We start from the raw sequence: 27,000 nt of genomic DNA on the forward strand, positions 1-27,000 counted from the left end.
CCTCCCATATTAACCTTCCATCAATGAAACAGCTGTCACGCCGTCCACCGCTCTGATTTTATTAAGTATTGCTTCATCTGGTTCTTCATCTAATTCGCACGTCATTAACGCAGAATCCCCTTTTTCTTTACGCGCGACTTGCATGGACCCTACATTGATACTCGCATCGCCTAATATATTCGTCACACGTCCGATGGTGCCGAATGTATCGCGGTGAAAGACTAATAATGTAGGATAATTGCCTGAAATACTGATTGGGAATCCATTGACGGCGACAATTTCAATTTTACCGCCGCCGATAGAGACGCCTTCTACAGAAATGGTTTTATCACCTTTAGTCATACTCAGCACTGTGGTATTCGGATGCGGCTTATCTTCATGCATCTCGATAAAGTTGACCTTCATCCCTTCAGCCGCTGCCGTTGCTAAACTGGTTTTAATACGATCATCATCGGTATCATAACCTAACAATCCGCCCACTAAAGCAACATCCGTACCATGACCGCGATAAGTTTCCATAAACGAACCGTATAAATAAATATCGACACGTTCCGGAAAATCGTCGAATAAGTCCCGTGCGACTAATCCGATTCTTACAGCCCCTGCTGTATGTGATGATGACGGTCCTACCATAGTCGGCCCGATAATATCAAAGACACTTTTAAACTTCATTGAAACTCCCCCTTACTCCATTGTTTTATTTTATTATTGCAACTATTTCAAATATTATAACAATTTATCTGACAAAATAGTACTATTTTTCATTTCCTTCTCGCAAAATCGAGTTGAATACATTCTAATACTGCATTTAAAGCTTATATATTTTGTATTGTTATGACTTCACACAGAAAAATTCACTTAGGCTGTCCTTTGAACCTAAGTGAATTCATTACATCTCTGCTATGTGATTTTCAATCTTATTCAACGGAGAATAAATACGGATAAATCGGTTGATCTCCGACTTGTTCATCTACTTCAACATCAGGATACTCTTCTTCTAACCACTCTGTTAAAGCTTCTGTTGTTTCTGATTCTGCTTCTTCTCCTGTAAGTACAGTGACAATTTCAGAATCATCATCAATCATATTTGCTAATAGAGCTTGAGCTGCTTCTAATTGTGTTGTTTCGCTCGCAACGATTTTACCTTCTTTAAGGCCCATAAATTCGCCTTCTTTAATCGCAATACCGTCAATTGTAGTATTACGCACCGCATTCGTAATCGCACCTGAAACAACATCATTTAAAGCTTCAGTCATTGTAGCTTGATTATCTTCTAATGCTGCGTCTGGTAAATAATGGAATAATGCTGCGATACCTTGCGGAATAGATTTTGTCGGAATCACGACTGTATCTGCTTCAACAATTTCAGCTGCTTGGTCGCTTGTCATTTGAATGTTTTTATTGTTCGGTAAAATAATTGCTTTTTTCGCACCTGATTGTTCCATGACTTTCACAATATCTTCCGTTGAAGGGTTCATTGTTTGACCGCCATTGATAATAGATGTTGCGCCCATAGATTTGAAGATTTCAGAAATACCTTCGCCCATAGAAATCGCAATAATTGCTGTTTCTACTTGTTCAGCGTTATTATTTTCTGCTTTCTTCTCTTTATTGACCACATTACGGTGTTGTTCACGCATGTTTTCAGCTTTGACTTTAATTAATTCGCCATATTCTTGGCCATAATTAAAGACTTCGCCTGGATGTTCAGAGTGAACATGGACTTTTACAATCTCATCATCATTAATTACTAGTAATGAGTCGCCGAACTTCGTCATATCTTGACGGAATTCTTGTTCATCGAATGGACGTTTGTTTTTATCGAAACGTACCATCATTTCAGTACAGTAACCATATACAATATCTTCAGTATTGATAATACCTGAGAAATCATGGTCATCGTTAACGAAAGTTTCTGTATCCAGTTTAGGTGCAGCAGCTTCTACTTTTTCACCTTTCAAACCTTTTAAGAAACCTTCATACACACATAATAAACCTTTACCGCCGCTGTCTACGACACCGACTTCTTTTAATACCGGTAATTGGTTCGGTGTATTATCTAAAGCAATACCGCCTTGTTCGATAATAGCTTCTAATACTTCTGTACAATCTTCTGTTTGTTTTGCTTTCTCTACACCAGCTTTAGCCGCTTCTTTGGCTACAGTTAAGATTGTTCCTTCTACTGGTTTCATCACTGCTTTATAAGCTGTATCGATACCTGCTTCAAAGCTTTCTGCGAATGCTTTCGCATCCACTGTTTCATAATCTTCCATGTTTTGGCAGAAGCCTCTGAAGATTTGCGAAAGAATTACACCTGAATTCCCGCGTGCACCCATAAGCAAGCCTTTTGAGAAAGTCTTCCCTAAAGCGCCAATGTGATGAGATGCATTATGTTCGACTTCTTCTCTCCCTGAAGTCATTGTCAGATTCATGTTCGTACCTGTATCGCCGTCTGGAACAGGATAAACATTTAATGCATTGATTACCTCTGCATTATTAGATAAATTTTGTGCCCCTTGGATTACCATATCGGCAAATAATTTACCATCTATTTTGCTGATCATCATGTCGTCCTCCTAATGTTTCTTGCCGTAATTATTCATACGTACACCCTGTACATAAATATTGATTGAATTCACTTTTAGATTTAATGTTTTTTCCAAAGTATATTTAACAGTAGATTGCACATTATTCGCAACTTCTGAAATTTTGATTCCGTAACTTACAATAATATACATATCAATGTCGATTGCTTTATCATGCGAACGCACCACGATTCCGCGTGCATAATTCTCATGACCTAAAATTTCCGCAATCCCATCTCTTACTTGTTGTTTGGATGCCATTCCGACAATACCATAACATTCTACGGCTTTTCCGCCTACTACTGATGCGATCACTTCGTTTGAAACGTCAATATTGCCGTATTCATTGGTAATTTCTAATGTCATTATGAGTTCCTCCTTAAGATAGGTCTAACAAGCACATTTAAAAGGCTTGTATCCATTACTTACTATTATATAATGAATAGCGTAATAATGCCTTTTTTTCAATGCCGGATAACTCTGGCACATCCCTTTAATTCAATTGAGTGGGTGATGAAGTCCACATAATTGCTTTTAAAGTAAAACGCATACATAGACATTTACAAATTATAACACAATTTTGTTCTTTATTTAGAATAACTTAAAAAATTCTTGCACTGCAACAAATTTTGGTTGCCAATTTGTGAAATCTGTGCTAAATTAGGAAAGTATATCATAAGTCCGTGTGTTTATATTTATTAAAGGAGGTACTTTCATGGGTAAACAATGTTTCGTAACAGGTCGTAAAGCTTCGACTGGTAATCGTCGTTCACACGCTTTAAACTCTACTAAACGTAGATGGAATGCTAACCTTCAAAAAGTTAGAATCCTAGTAGACGGAAAACCTAAAAAAGTTTGGGTTTCTGCACGTGCTTTAAAATCTGGTAAAGTTACTAGAGTTTAATAAATATAAAGCACATGAACAAACGACTCGTATGTGGCGGGTCGTTTTTCTTTTGTCTTTTTTTAATAAAAAGGATTGGCTTGCATTTTTAATGCGCCAATCCTTTTATTTTGTTTAAACACTTATATTTCATGTGCACCTGTTAATCATGGCTGCGTACACAAAGCACACCGCCGGCTTCTACAATGACTTCTGCTTTCTCAGCTTCAATCTCATTTGAAATCGTTAATGTAGACCCTTGATACAAAGTTTGATGGTCTAACGGATACTTGAAGCCATTTAATGAAATCACAGTATGATCTCTTTGCGGCACAAATGAGGTATATTTGAAATCAGCATCATACGCCATTTCATGCGTCCCTTTACCTAGATATACAATCTCATTTTGCTTATCAATCAGACGCACGACTACACCTGCATCCAAATAATCAGGTTCTTGCAGTAATTGGACAGCACCTAAAAAGTGATCCAGTCTGCCGCCGGTCGCACCGTAAATGTTAATTTCATTAAAGTCGCATTCTACGGCTTCTCTGACACCTAAGCCTAAATCCGTATCTGCTTTTTCAGCTTTTACCGGATGGATATCTAATTGATTTTTCAAATCTATCCGTTCTTCTTCTGTGACAGAATCAAAGTCACCTAATGAAAATATCGGTTGAATATCATGTTCTATCAGAATGAGTGCCCCTCTATCGATACCGCCCCATTCTTCGTCTGCTTTTCGTTGTAAAAGATGATGCGGCAAATGGCGATCGCCGCATAATAGATTGATTTTCATAAGATCCCCCTGCTTTCGCTTGCCTGCCTTTAATTAGAAGATGCGTCTGCACCTTTTAATGCTTCTGCCACTGATTGATAGTCGGCTTGTTTAAAGAAATATGAACCCGTCACAAGCATGGTTGCACCTGCTTCGACACATTTTTGACCGGTAACCGCATTGATACCGCCGTCGACTTCAATATCGAAATCTAAATCAAATTTTTCTTTATACGCTTGTAATGCGGCTACTTTTTCAACACTGTTTGAAATGAAAGCTTGACCGCCGAATCCAGGATTGACTGTCATCACTAAAACATAGTCGACATCATGCAAAATCGGTTCAATCGCCGCTGCAGACGTACCAGGATTAATCACTACGCCTGCTTTAGCGCCGTGTGCATGAATCAATTGAATCGCACGATGGATATGCGGTGTTGCTTCAAAGTGGACTGAAATCATATCTGCCCCTTTATTCGCAAACTCTGCGATATACGCTTCTGGATTTTCAATCATTAAATGCACATCAATCGGTAAATCAGTACCTGCATTGACAGCTTCTAAAATCGGAAGCCCAATTGAAATATTCGGCACAAATTGACCATCCATGACATCAAAGTGCACACCATCGACACCTGCTGCTTCTAACGCTTTCAACTCATTGTGCAGATTTAAAAAATCTGCTGATAATAGGGATGGAAATACTTTAACCATTAATATCTTTCCTTTCGTGATGCAATTTCTTCAAATAATTGTACATAATGCTGATAACGAAATTGCGCAATATTGCCCGCTTCTACTTGTGCTTTCACATTACACTTCGGTTCTTTCATATGATTGCAATTTCTGAACTTGCAATCTTGTCCATATGCTTGAATCTCTAAAAAGTAATCTTTGACCTCATCTTTATGGATATGATCAAAATCAAGTGCACTGAACCCAGGCGTATCTGCCACAAAGCCGTCGGCGCGTTCAAACAATTCTACGTGACGTGTTGTATGTTTGCCGCGGTTTAAAGACTTTGAAATTTGGTTCGTCTCAAGCTTCAAGTCAGGACGATACGCATTGAGCAGTGTGGATTTGCCGACACCTGATTGTCCGCTCAGCACCGCAAGACCTTCGCCCCATGCATCAAATACCGCTTCGATTGAATCCTCTTTGCCGACAAATTGCGTCGCATAACCGATGTCTTGATACACTGCTAATGCCTGTTCAATACGTTCGATTTGCTCCTCATCAGCCATATCTTTTTTCGTCACTACAATACGCGGATTCAACCCGTAGGAATGCGCAATGACTAAAAAGCGATCTACCAATTGCGTTGAAAAATCAGGCTGTACAGCACTCATCACAATAATCAGATGATCGATATTGCTGACTGGCGGCCGCTTCAGCTCATTTTTTCTTTCATGAACATGATGGATATAGCCTTCTGTCACATTTTCAATTTCAAAATCTACGATATCTCCGACAATAGGAGAAAATTTCTTTTTGCGGAATAAACCGCGGGGTTTTGTATCAAACATTTCACCGTCTGAATCCACACGGTACACACCGCTGATCGACTTGATAATACGTCCTGTCCTCACCGAGACACCTCTCTTATTTGCGTTCATTTTCACTAATACATTATACCAAACGTTTTACTATTACACGAACGGTTGATACAAAAACATCCTACCTCTTAAAGCCTCAGTTTAAGAGATAGGATGAATGGATTGCTATTCATTTTTTAATAACCGACATCTTTGTCTGCGACAATTTTATCATCGACACGTACTGTGTAGCCTGCTGTTTTGCCTTTTTCGATTTTTAAAGGAATAGACACAGAACGGTCGCTCGTAATATCCATCGTTTGCGACGCTGAAGTGCCGTCATGGTCTTTGTCTCGAATAAAGATTTCTACCTTTTGGCTGTCGCCGTCTTTACCCGAATACGGCACTTTCACAGATTGTGTCACATCTTTGACTGAGCTTTCACCAGATTTATCTTCATCGCTGCTGTCATCATCAGATTTTTTACCTAATGACACGACAAAAGTAATCGTCGAATCCTCATCGACAGACTTGCTTTTCGGCGATTGAGAAATTACTTTGCCTTTTTCAACTTTGTCGCTGTGTACTTCTTTTTCTTTCACAGGTTTCAAACCTTTTTCGTGCAGTTCTTTCTCTGCTTTGTCATAGCTTTCGCCTGTATAGTCTTTAACATAGACTTGTTTAACCCCTAAGGATTCTGTCAATACAATATGTGTATCATTAATCGGCACTTCTGTATCTGCCGCAATGTTTTGATGTTCAATCAAACCGCGCTCTAATTTTGTTTTAGAATATGCTTGGCCGACAGAAATATGCTTAAAGCCTAATTTATCCAGCAATTTCAAAGCTTCTGCTTTAGTGCTGCCGTAAAGGTTCGGCATTTGTACTTTTTTCGGTCCTTTAGACAAGACAATATTGACGGTGCCATGTTCTTCCACGCGTTCGCCTGGAGCTGGATCCGTCGTGATAATTTGATTCTCTTGATACTTATCACTGAATGCACGTTTGGTTTTGCCGACTTTGATGTTATGCTCTTTCAAGATTTGTTCGGCTTGTGCTTCTGTTTTGCCTCTTAAATCCGGTGTTTCAATATATTTATCTCCGAATACACCATAAGCCACAAAGCTGATTAAACTAATGAGCAGTACCGCAAAGATAAGTCCGAAGAAGAATTTTTTCTTTTTGGACCGTTTCTTTTGAGGCACTTCATAAACCGGACCTTCTGTACTTTGGAAACGTTGCTGATTCACAATCGGAATTTCCATCGTTTGATGAATCGGTTCTTCTTTTTTACCTTCCGGCTGTGCTTTTGATTCTTTCGCAATCGCGTCTTTATCAATCGCAATTGTTTTCGTATCCGCTTCATCCGATACATAAGGTGTTTCGCCTGCTCGGCATTTTTCAAGCGCACTGCTTAAATCTTTTTTCATGCTTTCAATGTCTTGGAAGCGGTTGTCTCTGTCTTTTTCTGTTGCTTTTAATATAACATTGCTTAATGCTTGCGGAATTTCAGGTCTGATATCCGTCGCATTCGGCATCGGGTCTTGTATATGTTTTATCGCAATACTGACAGCTGTCTCTCCGGTAAACGGCGGCTCGCCGACAAGCATTTCGTATAAAACAATCCCGATTGAATAAATATCTGTACGTTTGTCCGTAGCTTCGCCTTTAGCTTGTTCAGGCGATAAATACTGAACCGTACCCAACACATGACTGGTTTGTGTCATCGCAGTTTCGCTCAATGCTTTCGCAATACCGAAGTCTAAAATCTTTAACGTTTTATTGCGATCAACTAATATATTTTGCGGTTTAATATCTCTATGTACGATACCCATTTCATGTGCATGCTGAATACCTTCTAGTATTTGCTGGGCAAAGCTGACTGCTGTTTCAACACTTAAAGGTCCATGCGTTTTAATATATTCAGAAAGTGTCGGACCTTCGATATATTCCATCACCAGATAGAAATATTCATGATCTTCTCCGACATCTTTTACACTGACAACGTTGTCGTGTGAGAGACGTGATGTATTATGAACTTCACGTTCAAAACGTCTTACCATATCCTCTTTTTCATGCGGCGCAATATGAATCATTTTAACAGCGACTTTGCGATCTAAGATGGAATCTTCAGCGAGGTATACATTGCTCATGCCTCCGCCGCCTAAAAATTCTATTATCTTATAGCGTTCGCTGATGATTGAGCCTATCATCATACGCGGTCACCTTCTATTTCTGCCAATACAAGGCTGACGTTATCCGTTGAATCATGTATTTGCGCAAGCTCTAATAAAGCTTGTCCTTGTGCTTCAAGCGGCAAGTCTTGATTGAGCTGTTCTTTAATTTGAAACGGACGGACAAAGTCAGTTAAACCATCAGAGTTCATCAATAAATAGTCGTTAAAGTTAAGACGCTTCACATAAATGTCCGGTACGACAAATTTATCTGTTCCCATCACACGCGTAATAATATTACGCTGCGGATGTGTAAACGCCTCTTCTTCTGTAATCTGACCCGTCATCACCAAATGATTCACAAAAGAATGGTCATTGGTAATTTGTTCGATTTCTCTGCTGTTGACTAAATAAGCGCGAGAATCGCCGATATTTGCGATCACCGCATGCTTATCAAAGATCAGGGCTGCCACCGCAGTGGTACCCATGCCTTTGAAATTGTCATCAGTCAACGCATAGCTATAGAGCTCTCTATTCACTTTTTGAAGTTTCATACGCAGCCAATCTTCTGCTTGGTGTTCTTCTACCAAATTTTCTTCTTCGAATAGCTCCTTTAAGCGTTGAACCACAAATTCACTTGCGACTTCCCCAGCTTTATGGCCGCCCATTCCATCACATAAAACCAATAGTTGCTGCTCTGTCATGTTATAGAAGATACCGCCGGCATCTTCGTTTTTTTCCCTATGGTGTCCTGTGTCTGTGAAAAATTCTGCATTTAGCATAGGTTCCTACCTCGTTTCTACTTGACGTTCCTTCGCTCTTAATTGACCGCATGCGGCATCGATATCTGAGCCTTGTTCACGTCTAATTGTCGCATTAATACCCAGACGCTTCAATTCTTTTTCGAATTTGAAGATATCTTCTTTCGGTGTTTTAACGTAATTACGTTCCGGCACATGATTGACAGGAATCAAATTGACATGACAGTTCAATTTTTGAATTAAGTGTGCCAGTTCTCTCGCATGTTTTAATTGGTCATTTACGCCGCCGAATAAACCATATTCAAATGTAATACGACGGTTCGTCTTTTCTTGATAATAATGGATAGCTTCCATTAATTTATCGATTGAGTATGCACGGTTGATCGGCATTAATTTAGAACGGATTTCATCATCTGCTGCGTGCAAGCTGACCGCAAAGTTGATTTGGATATCTTCTTCCGCAAAGTCATAAATCTTAGGAATAATACCTGAAGTCGATACTGTAATATGACGTGCACCGATATTTAAACCATTGTCATGATTGACAATTCTTAAGAAGTCCATCATTTCATCATAGTTTTCAAACGGTTCGCCGATACCCATAATAACAATTTGCGATACACGTTCATCTGTCGCATCTAAAGCTTTTTGAACAGTCAATACTTGAGAAACAATTTCCCCTGCTTCTAAGTTGCGTTTCAAACCGCCTAATGTTGACGCACAGAACGTACAACCGATACGGCAGCCGACTTGTGTTGTCACACATACAGAATTGCCGTATTCATGACGCATTAATACTGTTTCGATTGTATAGCCGTCTTGCAGTTCAAATAAGAATTTGATGGTACCGTCACGGCTTTCTTGTTTCACTACCGTTTCTAGTGTTGTAATTGTAAAAGTGTCCTTTAACAATTCACGCAAGTCTTTAGATAAGTTTGTCATTTCATCGATACTATCGACACGTTTTTCGTAGAGCCATTGAAAAATCTGCTTTGCTCTGAATTTCTGTTGGCCATGTTCCACTAACCAATCTTGCATTTCTTCATAACGCATTGAATAGATTGATTGCTTGTCAAAATCGGGAAGAAAACGATTCTTTTTCTTCTTTTGAGTAGTAATCATTACTTAATTTTCCTTTCTTCTTATCTTTGTAATAAAGAAACCATCTGAATTAAAGTCTTGCGGCAAGATTTGCAACGTCTTGACCTTCTCTCCGGTTCTAGGATGCGAGAATGGTTCAAATTCAAAGTCTTTGTTTTGTTTTAAAAATGTATAGATAACATTTTCGTTTTCCATCTGTTCTATTGTACATGTTGAATAGACAATTACGCCACCCGGTTTTACGAAATCTTTAATATTATTCATGATTTTCAGCTGTAATTCGACTAAACCGTCTACAGTATCTTTTGTCTGTGCATATTTTATTTCCGGCTTATGACGCAATACGCCTAACCCGCTGCAGGGTGCATCCACTAAAATTTTATCATATTTTTTATCATAAGGCTGTGTCGCATCGTGTTGGAAAGCATGTACATTATTTAAACGCAGCTTCTTGATGTTATGTTCGATTAATTCAATTTTGTGTTCGTGAATATCTGTCGCATCAACCTGTCCGGTGCCTTGAAGCAATTCTGCTGTTTGGCAAGCTTTTCCGCCAGGTGCACTGCAGGCATCTAAAATCATTTCTCCTTCAGACGGTGCTAAAATTTCAGCGACGAACATCGAACTTTTATCTTGAATCGATACATAACCGTCTTTGAATGCACGGCTTTCAACAACTGGACGGCCATAGATATGCAGACAATATGCAATATCGTTGTCTTGCTGTACTTCGTACTCTTCTTTTTCTAATCGTGCAATCGCATCTTCAACAGTTGTACGATTCGTATTGACGCGGACTGTTTGTCCTGGACGTTCAATCAAAGATTTTGCGATAGCTTCAGTTGTTTCAAGCCCATGATGTGTCACCCAGTGTTTCACAATCCATTTAGGAAGGCTGTATTCAATCGCAATACGCTGCTGATCATCTTTAATCTCTGACGGATTTGGTAATACACTGCGCATCATATTACGCAAAATACCATTCACAACTTTACTGTTATGCAGGCCGCCGCGTTGTTTTGCGATTTCTACGGCTTCATTAATAATCGCATGATCTGGAATTTTATCTAGATACTTATATTGATAGATGCTCATCCATAAAAGCGTACGCATCCACCCTTTGATTCTTGTTTGTACAAACGGCTTTAAATAATAATCTAAAGTGAATTTATGTTTTAAAGTACCATACACTAATTCTGTGAATAAGCCTTTATCTGCACGGCTCATGTCGCTTTCTTTCAGTACTTCGTTAATTTTCAAATTACTGTACGCTTTGTCTTGGTTAATCGACAATAAAGTTTCAAATGCTGCTTCTCTCACTGTTTGCATTAATTTAAGACCTTCCCAACTAAGTAATCTTGATAACCGCTTAAGAAATTCGCAGTCGGCATACGTTTTTTGCCTGACAATTGAATTTCCGTCAAGGCAATCGCATCCGCTGAACCCGTTCCTATGATAATCGCTTTTTTCGTTGTTTCTATAATTTCTCCAGGTTCGCCGTTTTTGCCTTCAACAATTTTTGCCGCATATAACTTCATATTCGTATCATCTAATTTAGTATATGCTACTGGCCATGGTGATAAACCGCGGATATGGTTGTAGACTGCTTGTGCAGGTTGTGTCCAATCAATACGTTCATCTTCTCGGCTGATATTTGACGCAAAAGTAGCTTCTGATTCATTTTGTTCAATACGATCATTCGTTCCGTTAATAATATCCGGTAATGTTTTCGCTAATAAATCTGCACCTAAGAAACTTAATTTATCATGCATTGAACCCACATCATCATTTGCTTCGATATCAATGGCTTGCTGCGAAATAATATCACCCGCATCTAATTTAGGTGCCATATACATAATTGTGACACCTGTTTCTTTTTCGCCATCGATAATCGCTTGGTGAATCGGTGCACCGCCTCTGTATTTCGGCAATAAAGAAGCATGCACATTAATCGCACCGAGTTTTGGTGCATCTAATAAAGCTTTAGGAAGAATTTGACCGAATGCAGCTGTTACAATCAAATCAGGCTCCAAGTCAATCAACTTCTGCAAGTCATCTGAAGTTGAAATCTTTTCAGGTTGATAGACTTCAATTCCATGCTCTAAAGCAACTTTTTTAACAGGCGGAGGTGTCATCACACGTTTACGCCCTACCGGTCTGTCTGGTTGTGTCACCACTGCGATAACATCCTCTTTAGCTATCAGCATTTCTAATACTTTTGTAGAGAAATCAGGTGTTCCCATAAATATAATTCTACTCATCTTCTAAATACGCCTCCAATTTTTCTTCTGTCAATTGCTTTTCTATCTTATCGGTAAATGGAATGCCTTCTAATTGATCTATAATATGCAGCAGCATTCTCGCAACATCATCATAGGCTGTTAATTCTACTGTGTTGCCTTGTACATCATTGCTTTGAACGACAATCATTTTGCTTCTTTCTACTGTCCCGAAAACACCAGGAAATGAAACATCGCCTTCTAAATCTGTAATAGTTTCATCAGATTGCCGAACAATTTTCGGATTGATCAACTGTAATAAACCTTCCGCTTCCATATCTATAATGGCTGCTTGTTGTGAAACCCCGATTTGCGGTGCGCATAACGCTGACGCTTCACAATCATACAAAGTATCTTCTATATTTAATAATAACTGTTTTAAGTCACTGTCAAACTTATTTATGCTTGATGCAGGTTGGCGCAAAATTTTACTGTTCGCAGATACAAGAGGTTTCACTGCCATTTTTATCGACTCCTTAAAAATTCATCATTCCATTATAGCGTAAATCTACCAGAAAAGCGACCATTGCTTTTCTCCCTCATTTTCTACATTTTTGTGAAGAGGGTTCAATTTTATATGAAATGGGTATACTATTAACATTGTATAAAAATTTGATTTATACGGATAGTTTGTTGAAGGTGGTGAAGTAAAATGGATGATATCACAAGAGATCAAGCATTTATCGTTGCAGTGCTTTATAAGTACTACACAGAACATTTAAATGCAGGTATGTCACCAGAACAAGCCAATGATTTCAAAGATTCACATACGCTTCATGATGATTATTTCTGTGACAAAGACAAAGCAACTTTCCTAGACAACCTCAAAGTCCTTTTTGATAAAGACTATGTTGATGGTGAATGGGATGGTACAAAAATAAATGATGTACGTGTTTCAGAAAAAGGGTTTGACGCAGTGGATACAAATTTATTAAGTAAATAAAAATAAGAGATAAAAACAGGCGGGTAATTTTCTAAGAAAATGAAAATCACCCGCTCTTTTATTCTTTATTTATAATCTTTGCTGAAAACTATATTCTTTTTAATTAACACTAACATGTATGGAGCAAGCACAATTAAGAAACACCAATTATAGATTGCAATCCGATCAGAAAATGCTTGGAAACCAAACAAACCGAACTCAGTACCTGATAATAAAAGATATTTCATTAAATCTGCGGTAATAATTTTTGTTAGATACAATCCTAAACCTAATATAACAATTAAAATTGTGAACACTAAAAAATCTAAACGGTTACCACTAGACCCAGATAAATAGTAAAACTGAGCTGATGTATACTCCTTAAATATAGACAATTGTCCAAATATTTTTTGGTTTATTCCAGTTAAAAATAACAAAATTGACAGTCCAAATGATATAAATGCAAATCTCACGCGAATATAACGACTCAACATTAAAATCGGTACTATTAAAATACTGGAAGTATGAATCAACGGCAATAATAAAAACCATAGCTTTTTCCACTTTTTAAAATGAAACATAACTATTACCAAACTAATAACCAGCAAATGTCTAATAATGTTTGTAGACATGGTTAAATAGATAGGGCTATAAGTATAAAAGATAAGTGCAAACAAAGCTAAATTTTTATCATCATAAAAATGGTAGATTCCAATTGCAATAAGTAAGTTAATGATAACTACAATGATGATAAACGTATATTCTTGAAAACCTTGCAGTAACAGCCAAGCTATTATTCTGAACAAAGGTTCAAAAATATCCAACGTAAAAATATGTACAAAATCAGTGTCTTTTATATCTTCAAATGCAATCTGATATGCTTCGTAATCCGTGGCACTTGTAATTTGTTTCTCAAACAATACATAAAATAAATTTGCTGTAAAAATCATATAAATACAAAATGCGATACCCTTACTTAGTTGAATGTGAGAAAGATAAATAACAATTAATAATAGTATGAGAGTCAAAGTGATAAATATCATAAGCAATCAAAGTTCCTATCTCCAATGCCGTTATTACATATTCCACGGCATAATTGTTTCGTTTTTAGCAGTACTAAATTCAAACACTTCTCACACTCCTTTTAAATTCAAAAATTTACTACGACCACCACACAATTTATACATCCTTAAGAGCAGAATAGGTTGTCATTAACTTTAGGTTTTTAAAACAACCAAAACTTCTTATGCGATGTTTCAATCGGCTGATATTTTGTAATGCGTTGATTTTCAATCACCTTTGTATTATTTTCTATCATTTCGTTAATTTCATTTTGATAATCTTTTAACCTGTGGACCTTTTTTAGTTCACCTAATCGAAATGGTCTTTGTTCTGCGTGATGTGCATCAGATCCTATGAAATGAACAAGTTGATGCTCAATCATTTGCAAGGATTGGTTTTGAATTTTCCTTCCCAAATCACCTGCTAATGAAGATGCTGTTAATTGGCTTAATGCACCTGCACTGACAAGTTGGTATAACAAGTTAATGTCTTTCGAAATTGCTTTATTACGTTCAGGATGAACAATAATTGGTATAAAACCTTTAGTTTGTATTTTATAAATCAAACTAGGCATATAGTGAGGTACAGCGTTTGTAGGCATTTCGATTAATAGATACTTTGAACGATTCACGCCTTTTATTTCACCGTTCTCGATTTCATTTATTATTTGGTCCGAAACTCTAATTTCTTGTCCTGGATAGATTATCAAATTTAAATCTCTAACCGCTTCTAAAGCATTTAATTTTTGAACACACACTTCCACTTGGTCAAACGTATTATTATAGTAATGATGAAGATGGTGTGGTGTTGCAATTATCCCAGTAATGTTTTGCTGTGCAGCTTGTTTCAATAATTTTAATGTTTCATCAATGTTTTGTGCGCCATCATCTACGTTTGGCAAAATATGATTGTGAATATCTATCATTTACCGCTTTCTCCATAATAAGAATAATAACTTGAAGAATTATCTTCAGTTGTTTTGTTTAAAACCACCCCTAAAATTTTGGTACCTGTGTGTTCCAATAACTCTTGAGCTTTCTTAATATCATTGCGATTATTCTCTTTAACATCTATAACTAAAACGACATAACCACTATGTTCTGCCAGTAATTGCGCATCCGTCACTGTATTAACGGGCGGTGTATCAATTATGATCAAATCATAAATTTTATATAGTCGATTCAATACAGTTTGAAATTGCTTAGATCCAAGTAACTCTGAAGGATTAAGCGGTATTGGGCCTGATGTTAATAAATCTAAAATTTCCACATCAGTGTGTTTTATTGCTTCATCAAACTCTGCTTGATTAATAATTAAACTCGACAACCCATTACTATTCGAAGTGTTAAAAACATAATGTTGTGTTGGTTTTCTCATATCCCCGTCAATCAGTAAAGTTTTGTACCCCGCTTGTGCATATGTGACTGCCACATTAGAAGAAACGAATGATTTCCCGACTGAAGGTCGTTCTGATGTAAACACTATAGATTTAATATCATCTTTTTCTGTTGAAAACATGATATTGGTACGAATACCTTTAAACTTTTCACTAATGACAGATTTAGGATCATTTTTTGTAATTAAACCATCTTGGATGACGTGTTGGCGCTGCTTAGACATAAGTCAAAAACGCCTCCCTTCTATTTCTTCTTGCTTAATTCAGTAATTGAACCTAACACAGGCAGATTCAATACTTCTTCAACATCATTTTCATTCTTTATTCTTTTATCAAACAGCAGCTTTAAAACAATGATAAAAAAAGCTGAAATTATGCCGAGACAAAAACATATACCACCATTAACCAATGGTCTAGGAGATACCTTTTTAGCATCGACTGCTTTCGATAAGACAGACACATTATCAATATTCATGATTTTGCTTGCATCACGACTAAAAACATTTGTAATTTCATTAGCTACCGTTACTGCATCTTTCTCACTCTTACTTGTAACGGTAATATTTATAATTTGAGATTCTGCTTGATTGTTAACTGTCAACATTTGAGATATTACTTTACTTGAATATTTACCTTGCAATTCTTTTGATACTTTATCTAAAATCCTAGGACTCTTAATAATTTCACCATAAGTTTTAACAAGATGAATATTTGATTGGACTTGTTGTGCCATCATTTCATTGTTGCTTTTCTTTTGATTCACTAAAATTTGAGTGGTTGTTGCATACTTTGGTTGTATTAAAAAAAAGCTAATGAATAGACCTAAAACTAGAAAGCATAAAGGTAAAATAATCAATAACTTAATATATTTTTTTAAAATGACCAACAAATTGACTAAGTCTAATTTCTTTTTTATGATGTCCTCCGCTATATGTATTTTGCACTATTTTATTGCACGTAATACATTATATAGCATGTTCATGTATTTTTGTATTGGAAATTCTTTAATTTATATAAATTTGTGCAAAAAAAGCACCTACTTAATGAATAAACATTAGTAGATGCTATAAATTAATATAAGCGAACATACTGCAAAAGATTTCCATTACTGAATTAGTATCACTCTAACTTCCAATTCTTTATTCACTTACAAATCAAGAGTTTAAATGCTGACGCTTTAATACCTTTATCTTTCTGATTTGATATTTTAATTTTTCAAACTGACAAGCTATTACAAATGTTGCTTTGTTGATTTTACCTGCTTTGTATAATGCATAAAAGACATAGAGTACGCCTTCATGCATTTTCTTTAGATTCGCAGTCAAACCACTATCTCCAAAATCTTCTTTAAATGAATAACACATTACTTTATTGATAAAGACGCCTTTTTTATGATCGCCTAATAATCTGCCCCACATCATTAAATCTTCTACATATCGCATTCCTGGTTCAAATTGATATTGTCCATCATTTTTCATGATTACAGAACGTACTGGAATTTTGTTTTTTAATAATATTGGTAATAATTTAATCGGTTGTGTAGTGAATGCAGCATCTTGATCTACTGCAGTTTGATCAAACTGTTCAGATTGATGCGCACTAAAATATGCATTTGTCTCTTCCATCACTTTCATTTGTACTTCTATTTTGTCCTTAGTCCATGCATCATCAGAATCTAAGAAAGCAAGATACTCACCAGTTGCAACTTCAATGCCTTTATTTCTTGAAGGACCGCAGCCAATGTTTTCTTTAAGCGAGACTACTTTCACCCCTTCAATTTGATTCAACGCTGCTAACTTTTTATCATCTTCAATTGTATTACTGCAATCATTGATAATAATGGTTTCTTTTACTTTCCTTGTTTGTGCTAACACTGACTCTACTGCTCTTTCAATCGTGTCATGTGCTTTAAAATATGGGATAATCACTGATACAGATTTTTGATTTTTCTTCATTATTTAAAATACCTATTAGCATCTATCTCTCTGTTTTGCCATATCCTTTCTGAGTTGTTCATTACATATGTTTTGAATTCATGGTTTTCTATCCGGTTATAACATTGATCAATACAAAAGATTCGCTTGTTGTTATTATGTGCATCACTACCAATAATATGAAATTTTTTATGTGCAATCATATATTGAGCTGTATTTTTTGTTGATTCACCATAATCACCAAGTATCGAAGCCGCATTCATTTGAAGTAAACAGCCTTTCGCTGCTAGTTCATCTAAACGGTGAAGTTCTTCACGAATTACTGCATTGCGTTCTGGATGCGCAATGATTGGTGAATACCCTCTTTCAATAACAAAATCAATTAATTCATCAATATAGTATGGATAACTATCAAAGGGCAATTCTAATAAAATATAGCGATGACTTTGACCTAGAGTCAGCAACTTATTATTATTAAAGTGTGTCATAAAATAAGGGTCTAAGTGAATTTCTTGCCCACCTTTAAGTTCAATATCTATACCTAATTCTTTAAATTTTTCATTTAATTGCTTAACCTTATACAAAATTTCATCTTTATCTGACTCGAAAACTTTCGTTTTAAAATGCGGAGTTGTTATGATTTTATCAATTCCAATCGAGGCAGCATAACGAGCCATTTCTATTGATTCTTCCATTGTTTTCGGACCATCATCAATGTCAAAAATAATATGATCATGTATATCAATCATATAGATTTCTCCTTTCTCAACATACTTCTTAACACAAATATCAGATGTTCATTTTTTAACATTAAATTACAAATTAAATATATTAAAATTCCCGTAATAATTTCGATCATTGTCGTTAACATAGGGGGATGTAAATAAGGTGCAATAAATACAATTACAATATACATCAAACAACTTGATATCAAACTTTTTACAATACTTGCTGAGTGATATATAATTCCTTCTTTTTTTATGTCGACAAAACGCCAAATTAAAATAATTGTTTCAGCAATAATACGCGCAACAGCGATACCATATATTCCTATGGGAAATATCAATGCAAATGACAAAATAGTATTTACGAGACCATCCACAATCAGCGACAAATTATATGAAGCTACGCGATGTTTAGCCAATAAATATTGGCGGCTCATCATCATGTTTAATGGAATAATGACCAGCAAAATAGATAATACCGTCATCAATGGTACTGATTCATAAAAAGATTTGCCAAAGAACCAAATATAAAACTGAGGCATAATCGCTATGACACCAAAAACCATTGGGATAGTCAGTAACAATTGCACATGAATGTTACTTTCTAATATTTTTTTAATAGATTTGTGGCCGTTTTGAGTTAATTTTGTTAAACGCGGCAACATAACTAAATCAATTGTATTAACTAATATAATTGCAACGGTCAAAATATTGAATGTATTTGAAAATATCCCAACATCTTTGTAAGTTAAACTAACACCTATTACTAAACAGTTCAGACTGGTAAATAAGTTTAACTGTCCATTAGGCAAAAAATAAGCGAACGAAGACTTAATAATAAATCCTACTTGCCGCCATTGAATCGATGTAAATTCAATCTCCCTAAACAAATTGAAAAACAATGGAATTTGATTAAAAACAGTAATGGCCGCAATTATGAAAGTATAAAGTGCTAGATCTGATGGATCATGTACAAAGCACACTACTACTATTAAAACTAAAAAGGACATTAACATATTTATTAAACTTGGCAATTTAAACTTTTCCACGCCTGCATAGTACCAAGATATATCAAAAAATGCTCCAATTAAAAATATTCCCTGCAAATAAAAAATCAATTGGTAACTATCTATAAACCAAAATACCATCAACAGATAACAAAATAATACAACTATTGATAACAGTGCCTTGCTTACAAATATATTCCAAAACGTTTGGGAAAGTTTTCTTTTTGATTGATCATTCTCTGCTATCAGACGATTAAAATAGAGTTGTACTCCTAAACTCGCAATCATTAAAAAGTACTGGACAATTGTAAATGAAAATGAGGAAACACCTACACCACTTGGTCCAAATGCTCTTGAAACTATTGGAATTGTAATCATAGGTGTCATCATTCTAATAACTTGATATAACCCTTGATAAATTAAATTTTCTTTTAAAGTGCCCTTATTCACATACTTCACTTCTTTTCTGGCTAATATACTTACCTATTCCAAAGATAAGACCGATAATCAAAGCGACATAACGTGAGTTATTAAGTGAAACGGTCATACTATATATCACTATGACACCCGAAATGATAATCAAATAATTATAATTGTCTTGAATTTTACGCACTTTCAGTAATTGATATAGCCGTTGAATCAATAAATATATAAAGATGATCGTAAATACAGCGCCCCATTCAGCTACGATTTGAATTAAAGTGTTATGGGCTACAAATCCAACGTTATTAATTTGTTGACCAACATGTGTATATTCTAATAAACCAATACCAAAACCATACGTATACCGAATAATATCAATACCATTTTGCCATACTAGTATTCTATTGGATCCTCCTACATTAATAGATGCTGTTCCTTCCGAAAAAACACTTAACATTCTTGCGGCAGAAGGAATACGCTCTATTACTTCAAAATTAGAAATAATTATCTTTACAGTACTTATTATCATAAGCATTATTAATCCCAAAGTAATCAAGAGATGTTTATAACTTTGCTTTGCAATTTTAAGCAGTAAAAATATTGCATAGTAACCAATCAGTATTACTAAAATAACTAATGATGTTTTAGAACCTGAAGTAAATATCGCTCCAATTGTGATTATGGCAGCAGCCATCTTTAATCCAAATGGTTTCACAAATTTAAATATTAAAATAAGGGTAACTATCTGTGTTAAAGCAAAATAATTAGGATCATTCATTAACCCTCTCGCTCTAACAATATCGTAAAAACAGAATTCTAAAAGTAAAGGAGCATGCGTAATCATACCGATTATACATAAACTTGCAATCACTAAACTGGAAACGATATAGCTTTTCATAAAGACAACTGCTTGTTTTCTATATAACGTTAAATGATATCCTGCTAAAAAATAAATAAAGACCATACTTATTTTAAAAATAGATCCGCATATTTCCTTTAATCCGATATTTAATTCATGATTAAATATCACAAAGATAAGCGTTATAATAATACGATAAGTTAATAAAGCAGTGAAAAATATCCATACATATTTCAAATGTGTATGCTCACATTGTCGATATCTTTTATATAAATATATACATAATAATATTACAATTATGTCAGAAAAAGACGTATTTACATTAAGAATCACTGTAGACTGTTGGATGAAAACAGATAAGAGAATCAACAATACATTGAGGTAATAATCTCGATTAGTGTTTTGATTCATAAATGGTTTCCAACTTTTTCAGCATTTTGTCTTCAGTGAACTTATCTAAATAACGATTGTAAGATTTTAAGATATCTTTTTTAATTCTGCCTTGATCAAAATAAGTCTTCATTGCAATGGCTATCGCTTTAGGTGTATTGTTTTCTACTAATATTCCGTTGTCGTTAATTAATTCGTTAATACCGCCCACATCACTAGCTATGATAGGTAATCCTTCTGACATGGCTTCAATAATACTTATTGGCAAACCTTCATGTTTGCTTATTAATACAAAGACATCATATTGATATAAACTCGCTTTAACATCATATACATTACCTAAAAATTTGATATAAGGTGTTAAACCTAATGCAGCGACTTGTGCTTTACATGCTTCCAAATTCAAACCGTCTCCAATAAACGTCAAATCAAACAATCGGTCGGTTGATTGTTTTAATAATTGAATACCTTTTATGACCATTTCATGTAACTTCGGATATTCAAAACGTGCCACCATCACAAATCGAACCGGCGGTACTTTAATAGATTCAACTTTATCTAAAACCTGATTCTGACTTTGTTTCACACTATTATGCAATGTAATCAATTTATTTCCATCAAAATTATTACGCAGCGCTAATTGCCTATCATAATCCGAAACACAAATTACCTTATCAGTAACTCTCAAAAGCCATTTTTCTATTTGTTTGAATAAAAAGCGTTTTAGAGGTTTCACCCCTTCTGTAAATGCCCAACTGTGTGCAGTGAATATAACATGTGTATTATATTTCTCACTGCATATATAAGCTAAACGTCCTAATGTACCAGCTTTAGAGGAATGCAAATGCAATATTTTTGGCTTAATAAGTCGAATAAGCTGTGCCAATTCTTTCGCACCTAATATATCTTCTTTAATATCAATTGGACCTTTCAGATGTTTTAAACGAATTATTTTAATATTACTATTTAACTTTTGCAGCATCGGACCGTTGTTTCCAACAGCTACATACACTTGATACTTTTTAGAGAAGTAATTTGCTAATTGAATAAGGTGTGTTTGTGCACCTTTAATGTCAGCTTTAGTTATGACATATAATATTTTCATGATGTTCTCCTATATTAATCATAGATTGTTCTTCTTGTGTTGCAAGACGTCAAAACTACATTGTGAAAATTATACCTTTAGGCTATAAAGTTTAGCACAATTACATAATATTATCACTATATAAATTTAAGACTTCTTCTAGTACATTAATACTTAACTTTTAAGAACTTGTCAATGAACTATTTCTTTTTGAAGATATTGTTCGATTTATAAATATCTGATTATTTTAGGACAATACCAGGGTGAACACCTTTATTTTTCGTTGTGTTAAACCTAATAAAATTATAAAATAATATGCAACCACTACTTTAAGTTATAGTAAATTCGACTATTTTCAACAATGGCCTATTCACACCTTTAAGGAGGAAACATCTATGGCAAATAAATTTAAAAATCTTGATTTAATCCGTGAAACAGTACTTAAAGATAATGAAATAATTAAACATGCAATTTTCGGTGCTTATGAAACTTCAACATTAGGCACTGAAACCATTAGAAAAGGAGTGCTAGCCGCAACCAATAAACGTGTTATTTTTTATTCCAAACGACTTACCGGTTATGATTTAGAAAACTTTGATTACAGTCGCATTAGTACTTTTGAATTAAGTAAAAAATTAATGGGTAATAAAATTACTTTTTATTCTAGCGGTAATAAAGTCTCTATGAAGTGGATACAAGATAATGAATTAGATGACTTCATTAACTATGTGCACACTATGATAAACGGTGCTCATAAAAACAGCACCAAACCAATTGATCAAGAAGATAACCCAGAAATACAAAACCTAAAGCAGATCAAAATGCTTAAAGAATTATTAGATATGGGTGCTCTTACAGAGGAAGAATTCTCTAAAAAGAAATCAGAATTGCTTTAATTGAATTAAAAAAACTGCGTGAAAGTAGTTGTTTAACTTCTTCCACGCAGTTTTTTTAATTTAGACTTTTAAACAGTAACGTTATTCTTTATTGCAATACAACAAAAAATACGATAATTAAGACACTAACCACAAATCGTACACTTTGTGCTAAGAATATAACTTTGCCGAATGTTTTCTTTTGGTAAATACCGATACCGATTTGTATCATCGCTAGACCAATAATCAGCATGATGAGCGCTGGTACAAAGCCAGCGATAAGTGCACCGATATCTAATAAGATACTCCCTGCAATCAATAAGATTAAAACGATTTTAGGTAATTTCGGATTACGTGTCAGCATGAGTATTGCAGATAAAAATGTAAATACTGAAAATGCAATGATAAACGTTTTGAGTAGGATCATTTAATCACTCCTTGATTAATTATTATACACGAAAACCCCTTCCTTTTTGTGCGTATTTGTCTCTTTTTAAATTTTGATTCAAAAATTAATTGTAGGTATGCACAAATAAATGATGAAATAGCCGTTACATTTAAAAAGGCAAACCCCTTTCTGTTCAGAAACAAGATTTGCCTTTCATTTACATCATGACATATGGATTAATATCAATTTTTAATGAGAGTTTGTCTTTAATATAACGTTCATGATAAAAGTCATCTAAATACTGCAATGCTTTGTGCAGCTCTGGTTCACTTTTGTATTTGACTAGCACTTGGAAGCGGTATTCTCTGTTGATTCTGGCAATCGCTGCAGGAGAAGGTCCTAATATCAAAGCTCTATCCGTCAGATGTTGTAATAAAATTTTATGCACATGTGCTGCAGCTTGCATGACTTCTTTCATATTTTGATGCGAAATAGTGAAATTGATTAAGAAATAATACGGCGGATATTTCCCGATTTGACGATATTTCATTTCTTTATGATAGAAAGAGAGATAGTCATTTAATTGTACATCTTTAATCGCATAGTGATCTGGATTATAAGTTTGGATAATGACTTCCCCTTCTTTTTCGTGTCTTCCTGCACGTCCAGCAACTTGTGTTAACAGCTGGAACGTACGTTCACTTGCACGAAAGTCCGGCAAGTTCAGCATAGTATCCGCATTAAGTACACCTACAAGCGTAATATTCGGGAAGTCGAGTCCTTTCGCAATCATTTGTGTACCTAAAAGGATATCGCCTTTACCTTCTCCGAATTCATTCAATAATTTTTCATGTGCACCTTTTCTTGATGTCGTATCAGCATCCATCCGAATAATCTTCGCGTCTTCAAATTCACGATTCAATAATTCCTCGACACGTTGTGTTCCTGTCCCCATTTGTCGAATGTGTTCGCTTTCGCAGTTAGGACATTTATTCGGAGGTGTTTCTTCATAGCCGCAATAATGACATTTTAATTTGTCGCTCGATTTGTGATAAGTCAGCGATATATCACAATTCGGGCATTGCGGCACATGACCGCAGTCACGACATAAGATAAAGGATGAATAGCCGCGTTGGTTTAAGAATAGAACGATTTGTTCATTGCGGGATAATCTATCTTCGATAGCTTCGCGTAATTGTGTTGAGAACATAGAACGATTGCCGTTCGCTAGTTCATCACGCATGTCTACGATGTTGATGGCAGGAAGCGGCTGGTTATTGACACGATCCGGCAAACTCAATAAGTGATACACACCTTTTTCGGCACGTGCATATGATTCTAAACTTGGTGTAGCACTTCCTAATATCAATGGACAATTGTGATACTCTGCTCGCCATAATGCAATTTCTTTTGCATGATAGCGCGGATAATCTTCTTGTTTGTAAGTGGCTTCATGTTCCTCATCAATGATAATCATACCGAGATTTTTAAACGGTGCGAATACACTTGAACGTGCACCGACACTGACTTGTGCACGGCCATCTCTGATTTTCTGCCATTCATCATAACGTTCGCCTTTAGATAACGCAGAGTGCAGTACAGCAACTTCATCACCGAATCTGCGCTTAAAGCGCAATACCATTTGCGGTGTTAATGCAATTTCCGGTACCAGCATCATCGCTTGTTTGCCTTGTGCTAATACCGCTTCAATCGTTTGTAAATAAACTTCTGTTTTACCGGAACCTGTCACACCATGTAATAAGAAGGTCGCTTGCTTTTCTTCATCTATGACCTCTTTAATGGCATCATAAGCCACTTGTTGACCAGGTGTCAGTTGTCTTTTAGCTTCTTGTTCAAACACTCTTGAAGCATAAGGATCGCGTTCTACAATCGCGTCATATTTTTCAATCCATCCATTACGTTCTAATGTTTTCACACTTGAAGCCGATAATCCAACCTCTTCAATTTCTTTTAGAGGCACATCTCTGTTTTGTGCATCTAATAAATAAGCATACACATCGTATTGTTTAGGATAGCGTTCCAACATACCTAAGACTTCATCTGGACTATGATCGTCTCTTATACGTATAGCGCGCTGTGTTTTCTTTTTAGTATTTTGAGAGAGCAATGTTTCTTCACGGACAGTGCCGTCATTTAATAATGGGACTAAACGTTCTAATTCCCCATTTTGCTGAGCCGCTTTATATGCATAATGTCCTTCCTTATTGAAACGTTTTAATAAATCTTCTGGAATTTGTTCATCTTCAACGATTTCAAATACTTTTGTATATCTTGCTTTAATCGCACTTGGCAGCATTGCCTCTAATATTGAAATACGTTTTGTGACATGATATTTTCCGTACCATGCACTTAAATTCACGAGTTCAGGTGTTAATTCTGGTTTAATATCTTGTATTTCTTTAATCGACTTTAACTTTGTTAAATCCAAATTAGGATCTGGTTCCTCAGTTATTTCCATGACATACCCTTGAATCGTTCTCGGCCCAAAGGGAACAACGACTCGCACACCAACTTGAATGATGGGTGCGAGTCGTTCTGGTATTAAATAATCAAAGGTAAAGTCTACGTTTTTTGCTGGTACATCAACGATAACCTTTGCGTACATTATTTCCACCTACGTTCTAATTCTTCTAAGATTCTGCCGGCAAGTGCCTGCTTTTTGCCTTTCTCTATATTCACAGCTTCTCCGCTCTTAAAGAAAAGCGTTACTTCATTATCATCAGAGTTGAATCCGATAGATGTATCTCCGACATTGTTAGCAATAATTACATCTGCATTTTTTCGTTCTAATTTATCCTTCGCATACTTTTCGACTTCTTGCGTCTCAGCTGCGAACCCGATAAGTTTTTGGTGAGTTTTATTTTCACCCAAATATTTTAAAATATCTTGCGTTCTCGTAAATGCGATTGTTAAATCGCCGTCTTGTTTTTTCATTTTATGCTCTAATTGTTCTGCAGGTTTATAATCCGAAACTGCGGCTGTTTTGAAGACAAAATCTTGAGCTTCAAAACGTTCAGTTACCGCATTAAACATATCTTCTGCACTCGTTACAGGTACAAAATCTACATTGTCTGGCGGTGTTAAATAAGTCGGCCCGCTGACTAATGTCACTTTTGCGCCTCTTTTTTGTAATGCATCTGCTAAAGCATAGCCCATCTTGCCAGACGCTCTGTTAGAAACAAATCGAACAGGATCAATAACTTCGACTGTAGGTCCTGCAGTAACTAAAACTTGTTTGCCATAGAACCAATCAGTTTCATCGGGTTGACTCTGTGTTGTAGTTTCATCCATTGTTTGTCTCACAAAAGCAATAATATCCAATGGTTCCATCATACGCCCTTTAGCAACATAGCCGCAGGCTAAGAACCCTTCTCCAGGTTCAGCGAAATGATAGCCGTCTTCAGCGAGTACTTGCATATTAGCTTGCACACGCGGATTCTCATACATATGCACATTCATTGCTGGTGCCATAAATTTAGGAACTGTTGTCGCAAGCAAAGTAGAAGTAATCATATCGTCAGCAATTCCATTAGCAAGCTTACCGATAATATTAGCAGTTGCTGGCGCAACAATGACCGCATCTGCCCAGTCTCCTAAAGCAATATGCTGAATCTCTGATGGATTTTCTTCTTTGAATGTACTCGTATATACCGGATTTCGGCTAATCGCTTGGAAAGCAAGCGGTGTCACAAATTCTTGCGCATGTTTTGTCAACATCACACGTACATCAAATCCTGCTTGTGTCAATTTACTTGTTAAATCAATCGCTTTATATGCGGCAATACCGCCTGATACTGCCAATAAAATATTCTTCATCGC

27 protein-coding genes are annotated in these 27,000 nt (G+C 35.7%); 3 read left to right on the forward strand and 24 right to left on the reverse strand.

Going from position 1 to position 27,000, the window contains the following annotated elements:
* Positions 1–9: 9 nt before the first annotated feature.
* The 3 genes from sdaAB to MUA90_RS08910 form a co-directional block, all read right to left on the reverse strand.
* On the reverse strand, positions 10–672 hold the full coding sequence (gene sdaAB / locus MUA90_RS08900; RefSeq protein ID WP_262586394.1) for an L-serine ammonia-lyase, iron-sulfur-dependent subunit beta: 663 nt from the start codon (positions 670–672) through the stop codon (positions 10–12).
* Positions 673–917: 245 nt separating this feature from the next.
* Complete coding sequence (fakA, locus tag MUA90_RS08905; protein ID WP_262588827.1) at positions 918–2,564, reverse strand: fatty acid kinase catalytic subunit FakA; 1,647 nt, start codon at positions 2,562–2,564, stop codon at positions 918–920.
* Between the two features lie 12 nt (positions 2,565–2,576).
* On the reverse strand, positions 2,577–2,951 hold the full coding sequence (locus MUA90_RS08910; protein ID WP_105993009.1) for an Asp23/Gls24 family envelope stress response protein: 375 nt from the start codon (positions 2,949–2,951) through the stop codon (positions 2,577–2,579).
* A gap of 349 nt (positions 2,952–3,300) precedes the next feature.
* Between MUA90_RS08910 and rpmB the strand changes: the two genes are divergently transcribed.
* A complete protein-coding gene (rpmB, locus tag MUA90_RS08915; RefSeq protein WP_000517908.1) occupies positions 3,301–3,489 on the forward strand; it encodes a 50S ribosomal protein L28 in 189 nt (62 codons plus the stop codon).
* A 142-nt stretch (positions 3,490–3,631) separates the two neighbouring features.
* Here rpmB and MUA90_RS08920 read toward each other — a convergent pair whose 3' ends face one another.
* The 9 genes from MUA90_RS08920 to MUA90_RS08960 form a co-directional block, all read right to left on the reverse strand.
* Positions 3,632–4,267 (reverse strand): thiamine diphosphokinase, encoded by a 636-nt coding sequence (locus tag MUA90_RS08920; protein ID WP_262586396.1) that lies wholly within the window; start codon positions 4,265–4,267, stop codon positions 3,632–3,634.
* Between the two features lie 29 nt (positions 4,268–4,296).
* The gene (gene rpe, locus MUA90_RS08925) at positions 4,297–4,959 is read right to left on the reverse strand and encodes a ribulose-phosphate 3-epimerase (protein ID WP_262586398.1); all 663 of its coding nucleotides are present in this window, start codon (positions 4,957–4,959) and stop codon (positions 4,297–4,299) included.
* A complete protein-coding gene (gene rsgA, locus MUA90_RS08930) occupies positions 4,959–5,834 on the reverse strand; it encodes a ribosome small subunit-dependent GTPase A (protein WP_105993012.1) in 876 nt (291 codons plus the stop codon). Before rsgA ends, rpe begins: the two co-directional genes overlap by 1 nt.
* A gap of 143 nt (positions 5,835–5,977) precedes the next feature.
* Positions 5,978–7,993: a Stk1 family PASTA domain-containing Ser/Thr kinase gene (pknB, locus tag MUA90_RS08935; protein ID WP_262588828.1), complete on the reverse strand. Its 2,016-nt coding sequence runs from the start codon at positions 7,991–7,993 to the stop codon at positions 5,978–5,980.
* A complete protein-coding gene (locus tag MUA90_RS08940) occupies positions 7,993–8,736 on the reverse strand; it encodes a Stp1/IreP family PP2C-type Ser/Thr phosphatase (RefSeq protein WP_114603529.1) in 744 nt (247 codons plus the stop codon). The genes pknB and MUA90_RS08940 overlap by 1 nt, the downstream gene beginning before the upstream one ends.
* Before the next feature lie 6 nt (positions 8,737–8,742).
* Complete coding sequence (gene rlmN, locus MUA90_RS08945; RefSeq protein WP_105993014.1) at positions 8,743–9,837, reverse strand: dual-specificity RNA methyltransferase RlmN; 1,095 nt, start codon at positions 9,835–9,837, stop codon at positions 8,743–8,745.
* A gap of 3 nt (positions 9,838–9,840) precedes the next feature.
* Complete coding sequence (rsmB, locus tag MUA90_RS08950; protein ID WP_262586403.1) at positions 9,841–11,145, reverse strand: 16S rRNA (cytosine(967)-C(5))-methyltransferase RsmB; 1,305 nt, start codon at positions 11,143–11,145, stop codon at positions 9,841–9,843.
* The gene (fmt, locus tag MUA90_RS08955; protein WP_262586405.1) at positions 11,145–12,077 is read right to left on the reverse strand and encodes a methionyl-tRNA formyltransferase; all 933 of its coding nucleotides are present in this window, start codon (positions 12,075–12,077) and stop codon (positions 11,145–11,147) included. The genes rsmB and fmt overlap by 1 nt, the downstream gene beginning before the upstream one ends.
* A complete protein-coding gene (locus tag MUA90_RS08960; RefSeq protein WP_262586407.1) occupies positions 12,070–12,558 on the reverse strand; it encodes a peptide deformylase in 489 nt (162 codons plus the stop codon). The genes fmt and MUA90_RS08960 overlap by 8 nt, the downstream gene beginning before the upstream one ends.
* Positions 12,559–12,747: 189 nt before the next feature.
* Between MUA90_RS08960 and MUA90_RS08965 the strand changes: the two genes are divergently transcribed.
* Positions 12,748–13,038 (forward strand): hypothetical protein, encoded by a 291-nt coding sequence (locus tag MUA90_RS08965; protein WP_262586409.1) that lies wholly within the window; start codon positions 12,748–12,750, stop codon positions 13,036–13,038.
* Between the two features lie 65 nt (positions 13,039–13,103).
* Here MUA90_RS08965 and MUA90_RS08970 read toward each other — a convergent pair whose 3' ends face one another.
* From MUA90_RS08970 to MUA90_RS09010, 9 genes are all read right to left on the reverse strand, one after another.
* On the reverse strand, positions 13,104–14,060 hold the full coding sequence (locus MUA90_RS08970; RefSeq protein ID WP_262586411.1) for an EpsG family protein: 957 nt from the start codon (positions 14,058–14,060) through the stop codon (positions 13,104–13,106).
* Positions 14,061–14,242: 182 nt separating this feature from the next.
* A complete protein-coding gene (locus MUA90_RS08975; RefSeq protein WP_262586413.1) occupies positions 14,243–15,004 on the reverse strand; it encodes a tyrosine-protein phosphatase in 762 nt (253 codons plus the stop codon).
* Positions 15,001–15,699: a polysaccharide biosynthesis tyrosine autokinase gene (locus MUA90_RS08980; RefSeq protein ID WP_262586416.1), complete on the reverse strand. Its 699-nt coding sequence runs from the start codon at positions 15,697–15,699 to the stop codon at positions 15,001–15,003. Before MUA90_RS08980 ends, MUA90_RS08975 begins: the two co-directional genes overlap by 4 nt.
* A gap of 20 nt (positions 15,700–15,719) precedes the next feature.
* Complete coding sequence (locus tag MUA90_RS08985; RefSeq protein WP_316959810.1) at positions 15,720–16,412, reverse strand: Wzz/FepE/Etk N-terminal domain-containing protein; 693 nt, start codon at positions 16,410–16,412, stop codon at positions 15,720–15,722.
* 217 nt (positions 16,413–16,629) lie between these two features.
* Complete coding sequence (locus MUA90_RS08990; RefSeq protein WP_262586418.1) at positions 16,630–17,430, reverse strand: glycosyltransferase family 2 protein; 801 nt, start codon at positions 17,428–17,430, stop codon at positions 16,630–16,632.
* Positions 17,430–18,158: a tyrosine-protein phosphatase gene (locus MUA90_RS08995; RefSeq protein WP_262586420.1), complete on the reverse strand. Its 729-nt coding sequence runs from the start codon at positions 18,156–18,158 to the stop codon at positions 17,430–17,432. The genes MUA90_RS08990 and MUA90_RS08995 overlap by 1 nt, the downstream gene beginning before the upstream one ends.
* Positions 18,155–19,591 (reverse strand): oligosaccharide flippase family protein, encoded by a 1,437-nt coding sequence (locus MUA90_RS09000; RefSeq protein ID WP_262586422.1) that lies wholly within the window; start codon positions 19,589–19,591, stop codon positions 18,155–18,157. The genes MUA90_RS08995 and MUA90_RS09000 overlap by 4 nt, the downstream gene beginning before the upstream one ends.
* Complete coding sequence (locus tag MUA90_RS09005; protein ID WP_262586424.1) at positions 19,584–20,660, reverse strand: O-antigen ligase family protein; 1,077 nt, start codon at positions 20,658–20,660, stop codon at positions 19,584–19,586. Before MUA90_RS09005 ends, MUA90_RS09000 begins: the two co-directional genes overlap by 8 nt.
* A 157-nt stretch (positions 20,661–20,817) precedes the next feature.
* A complete protein-coding gene (locus MUA90_RS09010; protein ID WP_262586426.1) occupies positions 20,818–21,918 on the reverse strand; it encodes a glycosyltransferase family 4 protein in 1,101 nt (366 codons plus the stop codon).
* Between the two features lie 374 nt (positions 21,919–22,292).
* Here MUA90_RS09010 and MUA90_RS09015 point away from each other — a divergent pair, with 374 nt between their 5' ends.
* Positions 22,293–22,793, forward strand: coding sequence for a PH domain-containing protein (locus MUA90_RS09015; protein WP_262586427.1), 501 nt, complete (start codon positions 22,293–22,295; stop codon positions 22,791–22,793).
* Between the two features lie 88 nt (positions 22,794–22,881).
* On the opposite strand, the gene MUA90_RS09020 is transcribed toward MUA90_RS09015, so the two are convergent.
* The 3 genes from MUA90_RS09020 to coaBC form a co-directional block, all read right to left on the reverse strand.
* On the reverse strand, positions 22,882–23,199 hold the full coding sequence (locus tag MUA90_RS09020; RefSeq protein ID WP_114603556.1) for a hypothetical protein: 318 nt from the start codon (positions 23,197–23,199) through the stop codon (positions 22,882–22,884).
* A gap of 178 nt (positions 23,200–23,377) precedes the next feature.
* The gene (gene priA / locus MUA90_RS09025) at positions 23,378–25,786 is read right to left on the reverse strand and encodes a primosomal protein N' (protein ID WP_262586429.1); all 2,409 of its coding nucleotides are present in this window, start codon (positions 25,784–25,786) and stop codon (positions 23,378–23,380) included.
* Positions 25,786–26,997, reverse strand: coding sequence for a bifunctional phosphopantothenoylcysteine decarboxylase/phosphopantothenate--cysteine ligase CoaBC (gene coaBC / locus MUA90_RS09030; RefSeq protein ID WP_262586430.1), 1,212 nt, complete (start codon positions 26,995–26,997; stop codon positions 25,786–25,788). The genes priA and coaBC overlap by 1 nt, the downstream gene beginning before the upstream one ends.
* Positions 26,998–27,000: the final 3 nt, after the last annotated feature.

This window comes from Staphylococcus sp. IVB6181 (genome assembly GCF_025561445.1).
Taxonomy (GTDB): Bacteria; Bacillota; Bacilli; order Staphylococcales; family Staphylococcaceae; genus Staphylococcus; species Staphylococcus simulans_B.

Excerpts from the sequence above, each read along its gene's own strand:
- MUA90_RS08965 (WP_262586409.1), top strand. The coding sequence starts at position 12,748 with ATGGATGATATCACAAGAGATCAAGCATTTATCGTTGCAGTGCTTTAT.
- MUA90_RS08940 (WP_114603529.1), bottom strand. The coding sequence starts at position 8,736 with ATGCTAAATGCAGAATTTTTCACAGACACAGGACACCATAGGGAAAAA.
- fmt (WP_262586405.1), bottom strand. The coding sequence starts at position 12,077 with ATGAGTAGAATTATATTTATGGGAACACCTGATTTCTCTACAAAAGTA.
- MUA90_RS08970 (WP_262586411.1), bottom strand. The coding sequence starts at position 14,060 with ATGATATTTATCACTTTGACTCTCATACTATTATTAATTGTTATTTAT.
- coaBC (WP_262586430.1), bottom strand. The coding sequence starts at position 26,997 with ATGAAGAATATTTTATTGGCAGTATCAGGCGGTATTGCCGCATATAAA.
- MUA90_RS09020 (WP_114603556.1), bottom strand. The coding sequence starts at position 23,199 with ATGATCCTACTCAAAACGTTTATCATTGCATTTTCAGTATTTACATTT.
- pknB (WP_262588828.1), bottom strand. The coding sequence starts at position 7,993 with ATGATAGGCTCAATCATCAGCGAACGCTATAAGATAATAGAATTTTTA.
- MUA90_RS08920 (WP_262586396.1), bottom strand. The coding sequence starts at position 4,267 with ATGAAAATCAATCTATTATGCGGCGATCGCCATTTGCCGCATCATCTT.
- rsmB (WP_262586403.1), bottom strand. The coding sequence starts at position 11,145 with ATGCAAACAGTGAGAGAAGCAGCATTTGAAACTTTATTGTCGATTAAC.
- MUA90_RS09010 (WP_262586426.1), bottom strand. The coding sequence starts at position 21,918 with ATGAAAATATTATATGTCATAACTAAAGCTGACATTAAAGGTGCACAA.
- MUA90_RS09015 (WP_262586427.1), top strand. The coding sequence starts at position 22,293 with ATGGCAAATAAATTTAAAAATCTTGATTTAATCCGTGAAACAGTACTT.
- MUA90_RS08995 (WP_262586420.1), bottom strand. The coding sequence starts at position 18,158 with ATGATTGATATACATGATCATATTATTTTTGACATTGATGATGGTCCG.
- MUA90_RS08960 (WP_262586407.1), bottom strand. The coding sequence starts at position 12,558 with ATGGCAGTGAAACCTCTTGTATCTGCGAACAGTAAAATTTTGCGCCAA.
- MUA90_RS08910 (WP_105993009.1), bottom strand. The coding sequence starts at position 2,951 with ATGACATTAGAAATTACCAATGAATACGGCAATATTGACGTTTCAAAC.
- sdaAB (WP_262586394.1), bottom strand. The coding sequence starts at position 672 with ATGAAGTTTAAAAGTGTCTTTGATATTATCGGGCCGACTATGGTAGGA.
- MUA90_RS08980 (WP_262586416.1), bottom strand. The coding sequence starts at position 15,699 with ATGTCTAAGCAGCGCCAACACGTCATCCAAGATGGTTTAATTACAAAA.
- rlmN (WP_105993014.1), bottom strand. The coding sequence starts at position 9,837 with ATGATTACTACTCAAAAGAAGAAAAAGAATCGTTTTCTTCCCGATTTT.
- priA (WP_262586429.1), bottom strand. The coding sequence starts at position 25,786 with ATGTACGCAAAGGTTATCGTTGATGTACCAGCAAAAAACGTAGACTTT.
- fakA (WP_262588827.1), bottom strand. The coding sequence starts at position 2,564 with ATGATCAGCAAAATAGATGGTAAATTATTTGCCGATATGGTAATCCAA.
- MUA90_RS08975 (WP_262586413.1), bottom strand. The coding sequence starts at position 15,004 with ATGATAGATATTCACAATCATATTTTGCCAAACGTAGATGATGGCGCA.
- MUA90_RS08990 (WP_262586418.1), bottom strand. The coding sequence starts at position 17,430 with ATGAAGAAAAATCAAAAATCTGTATCAGTGATTATCCCATATTTTAAA.
- rpmB (WP_000517908.1), top strand. The coding sequence starts at position 3,301 with ATGGGTAAACAATGTTTCGTAACAGGTCGTAAAGCTTCGACTGGTAAT.
- rpe (WP_262586398.1), bottom strand. The coding sequence starts at position 4,959 with ATGGTTAAAGTATTTCCATCCCTATTATCAGCAGATTTTTTAAATCTG.